The sequence below is a fragment of the uncultured Acinetobacter sp. genome (genome assembly GCF_947624825.1).
GTDB lineage: Bacteria > Pseudomonadota > Gammaproteobacteria > Pseudomonadales > Moraxellaceae > Acinetobacter.
The window spans coordinates 20,639-32,901 of the sequence record NZ_CANQLZ010000034.1 but is presented as its reverse complement, the minus strand read 5'-3'; the positions used below and the strand labels follow the sequence as shown (position 1 = coordinate 32,901).

The window sequence follows — 12,263 nt, the reverse complement described above, 5'->3', positions numbered from 1 at the left end:
TTTTGCTGACCTTACAGTAATAATAATAAATTTTGTTTGATCTAGGTGTAGCAGCCACTGATGTTCTTGCAAAAGACTTTTTTGACCGACGATTTCTCATCACTCGAATCGTCGGTCTTTTATTTTCTAGCGCTAGTATTTTGACCTCGGTTTTCCTTATAGTAAGGCAGTGGTATTTTTTTGAGCAATAACATGACTGTGCGTTTTTTTCACACCTCAGATTGGCATTTGGGACAATTTTTCTATAACCACTCGCGTGATTATGAGCATGAACAATTTCTATCTTGGCTACTTGAGCAAATCAAAGCAAAACAGCCGAATGCATTAATTATTGCGGGTGATATTTTTGATGTCATTAATCCTGCGGCTAAGGCACAAAAACAGCTCTATCAGTTTTTAGCCGATGCACATGAGCTTGCGCCGCATATGCAAACTTTAATGATTGCAGGCAACCACGATTCAGGTTATCGCATTGAGCAAGTGCAACCGCTGTTAGATAAATACAATGCCAAAGCTGTCGGTGTGATCAAATGGAAGGATGACCGCACCCTTGATCTAGATTCATTACTCCTACCTATTTACGATCAACACGGTAAAACTGTGGCATGGTGTTTAACGCTGCCCTTTTTACGCAGCTCTGAAATTACTGGCATTTATAACGAACATACACAAAATAGCCAAAGTGCGATTGCCTATTTACATCAAGAATTGATTCGCGAGGCCAAAGCACGTAAACAACCTGATCAAGCCCTTATTTTAATGTCACATGCACATATGCAAGGCGGCGAAACCTCAGATTCTGAACGTCCAATTATTATTGGCAATGAAGAAGCTTTATCGACAGCGTTATTTGATGATGTAATCGATTATGTTGCGCTTGGACATTTGCATAAACCACAAAAAGTCGGTTCAGCCCATATTCGCTATAGCGGCTCACCAATTCCCCTCTCTTTTAGTGAAATCAATTACAAGCATCAAGTTGTTGAGGTAAAAATTGCACCTGAATTAACAGATGAATTACGTTTTCAATTTGAAGCACTAACTATTCCTCGTGTGGTGCAGCTGCATAAAATTCGTGGCGAATTATCTGAGGTGTTCGAACAACTGCGCTCATTGCAAGAAGGTGAAATTGAATCGATTGATCAACGTGAATATATCGATATTGAATACCATACCAATACACCACCTCAGCCGAATTTACGCCAACTTTTAGAAGATGCTTTACCCAAAAATCGTTATCGTTTAGTGCGTATTTCTCGTCAATATCAGCAAAATAACGTCCAAGAGAATGCTGATCAAAAAATCAGTTTAGAGCCACCAACACCGAAAAAACTGTTCCAAAGCTTATGGCACAAACAGGGCTATCAGCAAGATGATCAAGTTTTTTCTGACTTTATGAGCTTGGTGGGTGAGGCTCAAAAAACACTTGAAAATAATGATAATGCTTAAGGATTTGCCATGAAAATTTTATCTATTCGTCTTAAAAATTTGGCATCTTTAGCAGGTGAGCATTTTATTGATTTTGAAAGTGAGCCTTTATCTAGTACAGGTTTAATCGCAATTGTCGGAAAAACAGGTGCTGGCAAATCGAGCATTTTAGATGCCATGTGTTTGGCATTATTCAACCGTGTGCCCCGCTTAAAAGACAGCGATGGCAAGCTAACCGACGTGGATGGCTCTGAATTACAAACCAATTCTCCCCTCACCGTGTTACGTCGCGGCTGCGGCATGGGTTTTGCCGAACTAAGCTTTGTTGCACAAGATCAAAAAGTCTATTCGGCACGTTGGGAAATTAAACGTGCGCGGGAAAACCCTACGGGTAAATTACAAAGCGTCCAACGTTCTTTAAAGTGCCTGACTGATGGCGTGGTTGTTGCAGATAAAGCTAAAGCGGTTGAAACGTCTATTCAGCAAATCGCTCAGCTAAGTTTTGATCAATTTACTCGTGCTGTATTGTTGGCACAATCTGAAGTCACTGCGTTTTTAAAAGCACGAGATAGTGAACGTGGCGAACTTTTAGAATACCTCACAAACTCCAGTATTTTTGCCAAAGTTGGTCAATTGGCTTTTGAAAAAACCAAGCAGATTACCAATCAACTTAAAGAAATTGAAAGCTTTTCAGGACGTATCGAAATCTTATCGGATGAAGATTTCAATGAGATAAATGCAACATTCGAAAGTATAAATACTGAATATAAGAAACTAGAAACGGAAAAATTCAACTTACAAAAGCAACACCAATGGTTTGAGCAAAAACAAAAGTATGAAGACAATGCTCAAACACTTCAGCAACAACTCAGAATTCAGCAGCAACAAATAGATGCTCTTGCACCTGAGAAATTACAATTACAACAACTTGAACGCTTTGCCTCTGTTCGACCTTATGTGATTCAAAATTCGAATTTCCATACAGACCTTGAAAAGTTAAACCCACTTCTTAAAAAAGTTCAACAAGAATTCAATAGCATTGAAAAGAGGTACACTGCCGAAAAATTAAACTTTGAAAATATTGAAATTGAACAAAAACAGCAACAGCAATTTGAAATACAACATCAAAAAAACATTCAGAAGGTTCGTGATCGAATTGCTGAACGTAAAGTGTTGATTCAGCAACTTCGAAAAGCTCAAAGCGAATTTAAAGAACTTGAAAATCAACTTACTCCACATCTCAACAATGAAAAACAGACTCAAGAACAAATTGAACAGCTGAAAAATAACTTTGCTCAGCACACCATACAATTAGAAAGCTCAGATCATTTTTCTCCATTAGATGACGCCCTTTCAGCACACACTTTCCAAGTGCAGCGTTTCATACAAAGTTATGAACAATTTGAACATCAATATGGCGATCTACAACAAGCCAATCAGCAACTTTTCATCAACCAAAAACAACTGGATGAATTAACACATAAGTTCGGTCAAGAAAATGAGCTAAGTCAGAAAATAAGTGCTTTACGTAGTGAACGTGATGAACTTTTACAACAATTTAATCATTTCAATGTTGTTCAACATCAATGGCAAAACCTCCAACAGGTTGAGACTGAATATCGCAAGCTCAAACGCTTAGAAAATGACTTAACTCAGCAAATCACGCAGATTAAAATCGAATTAACATCTGCTGATGTAAGCTATCAAGAACAAAAAATTGCCCGTGAGCAACTGCAAAAAATCTTGCAACAACAACGCTTACTCAACACCGAAAATATTGAAAAACTTAGAGCAGAATTGGTCGATGGTGAAGCCTGCTTAGTCTGTGGAAGTACCCATCACCCCTATGTAGATAAAACCGCTTTTTCTGATGAATTATTAAAACTACAAGAACAGCAAGAGCATGATGCGCTTGAGTCAGAAAATCAGGCATTTGAAATTTGGCAAAAACTGCACACGAAATTCACTCAACAAAATGCTTCATTGGATGCGAATACAAAACAACTGACAACCCTAACAACGCAACGTCAACAGCTTCAATCTGAGTTCGAAACACAACTTAGTATACTAAATATCGTTTTTGATTTTTCAGAAAATCATGATGTATTAACCCAAATCATTCAGACACAAAAAGTACGTGTTCAAAACACGCAACAACAACTTGAAAGCAGTTTAACTACGTATGAAAATGTACAAAAACGACGTCATGAACTCAAACAATCCATTCAAAATACTGCACAGCATTTATCAAATGTACAACGGGCTGAATCCAATATTCAGCATATCCTGAGTTTGCAAACTGCGCCAGAAAAACAAGCTTGGGAAAGCAACACTTTAAAAGCATCTGAGCAACTGTATACAAACTTACAGCAACGTAGAAGCAAACTTATTGAACGTCATGAATGTGAAGTACGACTTGGTCAAAAATCACAACAACTTGAACAATATGAGCAACAAGTTAAATTCAGTCAGGAAAAAATTCTATCGGCTGAAAATACGATTGATGAGCTAAAAAGTTTAGGTAAAAAGAATAGTGATATTGCCATTGAGGTCATTTTTTCTATGACTGCAAAAACCGTAGAAAAACCACATGAGTGGCTGATGGAGTTTGAGCAGGATCGTCAAAATTTACAGCTTAAATTTAACCTTGTGTGCCAAAGCTTTGATCAAATACACGAATCGTTTGAAGCAATACAAAGTCGCTTAAAAGGCTATCTCACTCAACAAAGTCAATTACACGCTCAAATCAAGCACGTCCAAGATATCATTCAAAAGTGGCTTGTTCAGCATCCTGACTTCAATCTAGCTTTATTTGAACAACTCAGTTCGATTAGTTTTGAGCAAGAACAACAATTGAAGCAACGTGTTTCTGAAATTAAACGTGCTTATACAGATGTACAAGCAGGTATTAAAACCATTCAAGTACAACTTAAACAGCACTTAGAACAACAACCTAAACTCGATTTTCAAGCGTTAAATCAACGCTTTTCAAGCCTGATTCAAAATATGCACACTTTGGCTGAACAGCGTGATGAACTAAAACTTAAACTTGAAGTGCATCATCTAAATGTCACTAAGCAAAAAGAGTTCGCTGAGCAGATTCAAAAAATCAAAACTGAAGAACATCGTTGGAGTAAAATTTCTAGCTTAATGGGTGATTCCACAGGTAAAAAATTCCGAGATTATGCACAGCAATATAATCTTGATATCTTGCTTGAATATGCCAACCAACAATTGGCGATGCTATCGCAGCGCTATACGTTAAAGCGTTTAGAAAATTCACTGAGTCTTGCCATTATTGATCATCAGATGGATGGAGAAATTCGTTCTGTTTCTTCTCTTTCAGGCGGTGAATCCTTCCTTACTGCCCTTGCCTTATCTCTGGCAATTGCCAATATGGCATCTGGTTCCATGAAGATTGAATCTTTATTTATTGATGAAGGTTTTGGCACGCTCGACCCTGCCTCTTTACATATGGTGATGAATGCACTGGATCATTTACAAAGCCAAGGTCGTAAAGTGGTGCTGATTTCACACATTCAAGAGATGCATGAACGCATTCCTGTCCAGATTCAAGTCAAGCCTTTAGGCTCAGGTGCAAGTACCATTAAGATTGTCGGTTAAATAAAAAACCTCCTGATCAGGAGGTTTTTTTTAGTTCTGTGAATAATCGCGTGCACCAAACAATGCTGTGCCAACACGCACCATGGTTGAGCCGGCGGCAATTGCTGCTGGCATATCACCGGACATACCCATGCTTAAAGTATCCCAATCTTGCGGATTGGCATGTTGTGGCTTTACGGCATCAAATAAAGTTTTGGCGTCTGTAAATGCTTGATGATTGTGAGGCGCTGGAATCACCATCAAACCGCGTAAACGCACATGAGGCAATTGACTGATATGCTGAACTAAATCGGCAACATCTTGAGGCGAGCAACCATCTTTGCTGTCTTGGTCATCAATATTAACCTGTAGACAAATATTTAAAGGTGCTTGGGTGGCTTGTCTTTGGTTAGATAAACGCTCGGCAATCACGAAACGGTCTACACCATGCACCCAAGCAAAATGTGCGGCCAAATGCTTGGTTTTATTGCGCTGTACATGACCAATAAAATGCCACTCAATGTCGAGTTCATGTAAAGCTTCAATTTTATCTAAGGCTTCTTGTAAATAATTTTCACCAAAGGCACGTTGCCCTGTAGCATACATCTTTGCCACGATATCACTCGGATGGGTCTTGGAAACCGCCAACAAACTCACCTGTGCGACATCACGCCCAGCGTTTTGACAGGCTGTTGCCATCTGTTGTAACACTTGATTTCGGGTTATCTCTAGACCATTCATCGTCATTGCTCTCATTTGCAGGTGATTTTTTTACTTTAGCTTTTACTCAACTGTTGGTTAAGTGCAGAGAAAGCCGTATTATTCTAACAAAATAATTAAGATTAATTCTTGTGGGGATTGTTATGGATATTACAGAACTTTTAGCGTTTTCAGCTAAAAATGGGGCATCAGATTTGCACTTATCTGCTGGCATGCCGCCAATGATTCGTGTCGATGGTGAAGTACGTCGTATTAATCTACCAGCACTTGAACATAAAGAAGTACATAAGTTGGTATACGACATTATGAATGACAAGCAGCGTCGGGATTATGAAGAAAAGTTAGAAACTGACTTTTCTTTTGAAGTACCTGGTGTGGCGCGTTTTCGTGTCAATGCCTTTAACCAAAACCGTGGTGCAGGCGCGGTGTTTCGTACCATTCCTTCTAAAGTCCTCACCATGGAAGACTTAGGCATGGGACAAATTTTCAAAGATATTTGTGAATATCCACGCGGTATTGTTTTGGTGACAGGACCAACAGGTTCTGGTAAATCTACCACTTTAGCAGCCATGCTCGATTATATTAACGACAACCGCTATGACCACATTTTAACGGTTGAAGATCCGATCGAATTTGTACACCAATCCAAAAAATGCCTGATTAACCAACGTGAAGTCCACCGTGATACGCATGGCTTTAATGAAGCATTGCGCTCAGCATTACGTGAAGATCCAGATATTATCTTGGTTGGTGAGATGCGTGACTTAGAAACCATTCGTTTGGCTTTAACCGCGGCCGAAACCGGTCACTTGGTATTTGGTACACTGCATACCACCTCTGCGGCCAAAACCATTGACCGTGTGATTGACGTATTCCCTGCTGAAGAAAAAGATATGGTACGTTCCATGTTATCTGAGTCTTTACAAGCGGTGATTTCACAAACACTGCTGAAGAAAAATGGTGGCGGGCGTGTGGCAGCACATGAAATCATGATTGGTATTCCTGCCATTCGTAACTTGATTCGTGAAAACAAAGTGGCACAGATGTATTCATCCATTCAAACCGGTGCCAGCTATGGTATGACCACACTTGATCAAAGCTTAAAGAATTTAGTATCCAAAGGTATTATCACCAATCAAGTTGCACGTACTGCCGCAAAACAACCTGAAAGTTTCTTATAATTTTAATAATAATTAGGACAAGGCAATGAAATTTAACGATTTACTTAATCTAATGATTGAGCAAAAAGCCTCGGATATGTTTATTACCGCCGACATTGAACCTTCAATGAAAATTAATGGCGAAATTGTCCCTGTTGCTAAAACCAAGCTCAACGGTGAAATTATCGAGCAATTGGTGCTGTCAATTATGTCACCGCGGCAACGTGAAGAATTTAACCGTACCCGTGAATGTAACTTTGCCATTACCAACCAAGAACGTACTGCACGTTTTCGTGTCAGTGCTTTTCAGCAACGCGATGAACCGGGTATGGTGCTGCGTCGTATTGAAACGGTCATTCCAAGCATTGATGAACTCAAACTGCCGCCAGTACTCAAAGAATTGGCCATGTTTAAACGTGGTATTGTGATCTTTGTAGGGGCAACCGGTACAGGTAAATCAACGTCATTGGCGTCCTTGATTGGTTATCGCAATCAAAACTCCAAAGGTCATATCATTACCATTGAAGACCCAATTGAGTTTGTGCATCAACATCAAGGCTGTATTATTACCCAACGTGAAGTCGGGATTGATACCGAAAGCTTTGAGGTGGCACTTAAAAACACCTTACGCCAAGCACCCGATGTGATTTTAATTGGTGAGATTCGCTCGCGCGAAACCATGGACTATGCCATTGCCTTTGCCGAAACTGGTCATTTGGTTTTTGCCACCTTGCATGCCAACAATGCCAACCAAGCGCTCGATCGTATCGTGCATTTCTTTGAGGGTGACCGCCAAAATCAAGTCTTTATGGATTTATCCTTAAATCTTAAAGGTATTGTCGCGCAGCAATTGGTGCCTACTATTGATGGTAAATCTCGTCGCGCTGCGATTGAGATTCTGATTAATACACCATTGATCGCAGATTTGATTCGCGAAGGTCATGTGCACAAGATCAAAGAACTGATGAAACGCTCAACCGAGTTGGGTATGCAAACCTTTGACCAAGCCTTGTTTGACTTATATAAAGCACAAATTATTAGCTATGATGAAGCCTTAAAACATGCCGATTCAGCTAACGATTTACGTCTACAAATTAAACTTTCAGAAGAAGGTGCTGCAGGCCTGCTGCAGGCAGGTAAAAACATTACCTTTGATTCGCAATAAACAGACCATAAAAAAGGCTTATCATTGATAAGCCTTTTTTAAATCTCAATTATTTCTTACGAAATGCATCTTGGCATTCTTTAGAATCACAATAGCCATACAAATTGAGTGAGTGACCGGTTAATTCAAAGCCGAATTTCTTAGCCACTTCATGTTGTTCGTGCTCAATCACGTCATTACTAAATTCCACCACTTTGTTACAATTTTGGCAAACCAAATGATCGTGGTGATCGTCTTGCATAATTTCAAAAACAGAATGATTGTTTTCAAAATGATGACGTTGGATAATTCCTGCTGCTTCAAACTGAGTTAACACACGATATACGGTTGCTAAACCGACATCTTCTCCCTGTTCAAGTAAAGTTTTATAAATGTCTTCTGCGCTTAAATGATGTTGTTTTGAATTTTCTAATAGTTCTAAAATTTTAATGCGCGGAAGGGTAACTTTAAGTCCAGCTTTACGTAAATCTTGGTTGGAAATAGGCATGAAAAAAGGTCTCTCAACAAAATCAAAGTTGCAATAGGCAATAAAGATAAGATGCAGTATGATCTATGACCAGATCAAATGCATCATAAATAATTTGGGATAGTGTAGCAAAATGCAAAAAATTATGTTGACGTTGTTCGTCAGTTCCGTACTTGCAGGGTGTTCAACTTTGGGCGTTTACAAAGTCGACATTCCTCAAGGAACGCCATTGACTCAAGCACAAGCTGCTAAAATTCAAGTTGGTATGAGTCATCAACAAGTGCGCTTCTTATTGGGCAGCCCAACCCTAACAGACCCGATGAATCCATTGCGTTGGGACTATATTTACAACTACATTCCGGGCACCAATGCTAAAAAAGCCAAAATCTCGGCAGCCTCGGGTCAGCATCTAAAAATCTATTTTAACAACAATGGTATGGTTGAAAAGATTGAAGGCTTAGAGACTATTCCGGCAACACAACCGGGTTTACCTGCGTCAAAAGAAGCCATTTTAACTGCTCCCCCACTGTAAAATATTCAGCTTTAAAAAACCCCCTTTAAATAGGGGTTTTTTTTTGCTCATTTATGGCGGTTACCACGACCATAAATGCCCACCGGATTTTTAGCGGCACGGTTACGGCGAATATCTTTAGGATTAATGGTTAAAGCCCGATAAATCTCAACTCGATCTCCAACCTGCAATACCTGTTCTAGATCCACCTTTTGTCCAAAAATCCCAATGATTAACGGCTCAGGCAATTGAGTCTTGCTTGCCAATTGACTTTGAGCAATGGCTTGCTTGGCCGTCATACCCTCAACAAAATCTAAAGCCACATGAAATTGTGCTTCAAGGGCAGCATACGCCACCCATACTTTGCCTTGGCTCATGACAGCAGTTTTCCAAGTACGCTGATGATGGCCACTACAATAGATAAAGGCAACACAATACGCATGGCAACACGCCACAGGTTATACACCGCCTCATTGCTAAAGTTTAAAGCCTTACGTAAGTGGCTAATCTTCATGATCCAACCAGCAAAAATGGCATAAATCAAACAGATGATTAAACCCCAAAGCAAGACCAGCACATTAAATACACCACCTGCCATTGGAATGATCCACACCCATACAGCTACCGCCAACACAGCCCATTGAACTAAAGCCGGTAATTGACGCTCAGCCAATTGCTGACGCGCTAAATTCAGCAACAACGCTGCACCTGTGACCACACTCACCACAAACACCATAGCTGGAATTTGCGTATTGGCAATAAAGAAACCAAACGCTACCACAGCCAACAATTGTGCAATCCATACAGGCAATACAGTTGTACTTGCAGCATCACTATGTTTGACTTGATTTAAACTGACCTGAGAATAGATTCCAAGTCCCAAACCGCTCGCCACCAAAGCCAATACCGTTGCAGCACCCCACTCACTAAATTCAAGTGCGGTCACCTGCCATGTCGGTAAGCTCTCCCCAAGTGCCATAGATAAGCCTAACGATGCCAACACACCTAGCAAAGTCACCCCAACCATCACAAGGCGTGGTGCAAGTGATAACAGCAATGCGGCCACTGCTAAACCTGCAAATAAAGCAAGCTGCGGCAATGCAAGCCCATCAAGCATGCTTGAGGCATTAAACAACATGCCACCGGCTAAAAATGGCATAAACACCACAGCCAACCAACCAACTACACGCCAATGTGCTTTGGCATCGGCATCACGGGTGAGGCTAGATAAAGCATTCAGCGCAGTTGAGCGGCTGCGCTTAGCCAAAGCCACTTCCATATAAGTAATAGGCAAAGCCAAAATCAGCATGGTCACAAGCCACAGCAACCAAAAATCTAACTGACGCTCAGCACCAATACCTAAAATGGGGGCAAGTGTTGCAATAATAATAAACGATAAACAAAATGCCATCAGCGGTGATAGCCATCGAGACATCGCATTGTCCTGCATAATGCTTTCCTCATATAAAATCTAGCGCTATTTTGCCGATGTCATGACCAAAAAGCAAAACCCAAACAAAGAAAAAGCAAACCACCTTAAGATGATTTGCTTGGCTGAAAGACTTATAGTTTTACTTTATTTTTATCGCGTTAAAGTTTTAAGAGAAGAAACGTGCAAACCAGTTTTTGCCTTTCTTCTTCTCTTTTTCTTTAATAATGCCCATCATATTTTCTTTGACTGCACCTACATAATCGGCATCATCGTGTTGAATATGATTGATCAGCCATTTTGATAGAATTTCGTGCAACTCAGATTCAATCGCTTCACCTTGCTCATAACGATCACGGTAGCTTTCAATTTTCTTAATAAATAGATCATGCACACGTTTGTGTGGTACGCGATACTTATAGCCAGCTTCTTCTTGTAAAGATTCTTCGAAAGTAAAATGTGACTGCGTATAATCAATAATATTATTTAAGATTGAACGAATACGTGCACGATCAGTATTGACACCAATGCTATCAATCTCGTTAATGTAGTCGAGAATGCGGCGATGTTGTTCGTCAATAACGTCAATGCCAGTATTATATTCTGGAATCCATTTCATTTTCATACGACTACCTATCGGTATCCCCAAATTCGTTAAAATTGATCATATATTGAATTGAATAGAATAAAAATAAACTGATTTACTAGGGATTATACAAAAAGGGGTTTTATTTAAATAAATAACTGATTTTAATAAAAAAAATATTTTAAACCAACCAAAAAGGTCAGATATTTTTTAATCAATTTATATTTAACACTATTTTTATTTTATTTTAAGAATATCAAGTTGGTATATTAAAACACCAACTTGATCGCATTTATTAATATTGATCTGCTTTAGTTATGCGTTTTAAGCTTGGATTTATGCGCTCTCGCTCTAAACGGGCAATAAATGTGATTTCATCTTTAATTGGTTGACCATCTTTGAATAAAATCATCTCACCGGGTTTAAACGCACACCATGTCTCGTTTTGAGTCAAAGGTTCGGTGGTAATGACCGCCACACGATCCTCCGGAGTGGTCACTTGACTAAAATCAACCTCAACATCAAGGTCAATCAGTTGTGCAGGTTTAAATGGATATTCGCGTACCAACCAATGCAATTTGGTAATATTATAAGCAAATAAAGCTTGACCATTCGATAGGCAAAAATTAAACGTGCCATGTTCAGCAATGCTTGGTGAAATCTCGACAAGCAAATCAAAAATTTGCGCTAAACTCGGTTCTTCATAACCAAAGCGCTTCACCAATTGTTCTAATAAATAGCAAAAAGCACGCTCACTGTCGGTATTGCCCACAGGCGTAAAACGTCCACTTAATGGCGGGTCAAAATCATGAAGATCGCCATTATGCGCAAAAATCCACTGTCTCCCCCAAAGTTCACGACTAAAGGGATGTGAATTTTCTAGATTAATCTTGCCTTGGGTGGCTTTACGAATATGGGCAATCACGTTGCGTGATTTAATCGGGTAATTACGAATCAACTCAGCAATGGGTGATTCAACTGCAGATTGATTATCTACAAATAAACGACAAGCTTTGTCTTCAAAAAAAGCGATGCCAAAGCCATCGCAATGGTCGGAGGTAATACCGGCACGCTGCGAAAAACCGCGAAATGAGAAGGTAATATCAGTGGGGGTGGCACAGTTCATTCCGAGCAGTTGACACATAGTTCCTTCTCATTGGCTTAAATAATAAGGTATTGTGCATCACTCAACATG

The 12,263-nt window shown here is 39.7% G+C and carries 11 protein-coding genes; 5 read left to right on the top strand and 6 right to left on the bottom strand.

What is annotated here, in order from left to right:
• Window positions 1–192 precede the first annotated feature (192 nt).
• Entirely contained in the window at window positions 193–1,449 is a 1,257-nt protein-coding gene (locus tag Q0017_RS09115; protein ID WP_298145695.1) for an exonuclease SbcCD subunit D C-terminal domain-containing protein, read from the top strand.
• A 9-nt stretch (window positions 1,450–1,458) separates the two neighbouring features.
• The gene (locus Q0017_RS09110) at window positions 1,459–5,052 is read left to right on the top strand and encodes an AAA family ATPase (RefSeq protein ID WP_298145692.1); all 3,594 of its coding nucleotides are present in this window, start codon (window positions 1,459–1,461) and stop codon (window positions 5,050–5,052) included.
• 30 nt (window positions 5,053–5,082) lie between these two features.
• On the opposite strand, the gene Q0017_RS09105 is transcribed toward Q0017_RS09110, so the two are convergent.
• Entirely contained in the window at window positions 5,083–5,772 is a 690-nt protein-coding gene (locus Q0017_RS09105) for a YggS family pyridoxal phosphate-dependent enzyme (RefSeq protein WP_298145689.1), read from the bottom strand.
• Window positions 5,773–5,894: 122 nt separating this feature from the next.
• On the opposite strand from Q0017_RS09105, the gene Q0017_RS09100 reads away from it, so the two are divergent.
• Together Q0017_RS09100 and Q0017_RS09095 are read left to right on the top strand one after the other, a co-directional pair.
• Window positions 5,895–6,932, top strand: coding sequence for a type IV pilus twitching motility protein PilT (locus Q0017_RS09100; protein ID WP_298145686.1), 1,038 nt, complete (start codon window positions 5,895–5,897; stop codon window positions 6,930–6,932).
• Between the two features lie 25 nt (window positions 6,933–6,957).
• A complete protein-coding gene (locus Q0017_RS09095) occupies window positions 6,958–8,076 on the top strand; it encodes a PilT/PilU family type 4a pilus ATPase (protein WP_298145684.1) in 1,119 nt (372 codons plus the stop codon).
• A gap of 49 nt (window positions 8,077–8,125) precedes the next feature.
• Here Q0017_RS09095 and fur read toward each other — a convergent pair whose 3' ends face one another.
• Window positions 8,126–8,563, bottom strand: a complete 438-nt coding sequence (gene fur, locus Q0017_RS09090) for a ferric iron uptake transcriptional regulator (RefSeq protein WP_297424529.1) — start codon at window positions 8,561–8,563, stop codon at window positions 8,126–8,128.
• Between the two features lie 112 nt (window positions 8,564–8,675).
• On the opposite strand from fur, the gene Q0017_RS09085 reads away from it, so the two are divergent.
• Entirely contained in the window at window positions 8,676–9,074 is a 399-nt protein-coding gene (locus Q0017_RS09085; RefSeq protein WP_298145681.1) for an outer membrane protein assembly factor BamE, read from the top strand.
• A gap of 47 nt (window positions 9,075–9,121) precedes the next feature.
• On the opposite strand, the gene Q0017_RS09080 is transcribed toward Q0017_RS09085, so the two are convergent.
• From Q0017_RS09080 to Q0017_RS09065, 4 genes are all read right to left on the bottom strand, one after another.
• Complete coding sequence (locus tag Q0017_RS09080; RefSeq protein ID WP_298145678.1) at window positions 9,122–9,430, bottom strand: RnfH family protein; 309 nt, start codon at window positions 9,428–9,430, stop codon at window positions 9,122–9,124.
• Window positions 9,427–10,503: a hypothetical protein gene (locus Q0017_RS09075; RefSeq protein ID WP_298145675.1), complete on the bottom strand. Its 1,077-nt coding sequence runs from the start codon at window positions 10,501–10,503 to the stop codon at window positions 9,427–9,429. Before Q0017_RS09075 ends, Q0017_RS09080 begins: the two co-directional genes overlap by 4 nt.
• A gap of 148 nt (window positions 10,504–10,651) precedes the next feature.
• Window positions 10,652–11,107, bottom strand: coding sequence for a bacteriohemerythrin (locus Q0017_RS09070; protein ID WP_298145673.1), 456 nt, complete (start codon window positions 11,105–11,107; stop codon window positions 10,652–10,654).
• Between the two features lie 256 nt (window positions 11,108–11,363).
• Window positions 11,364–12,212 carry a class II glutamine amidotransferase gene (locus Q0017_RS09065; RefSeq protein ID WP_298145672.1) on the bottom strand — a complete coding sequence of 283 codons (849 nt, stop codon included), beginning with the start codon at window positions 12,210–12,212 and terminating at the stop codon, window positions 11,364–11,366.
• Window positions 12,213–12,263: the final 51 nt, after the last annotated feature.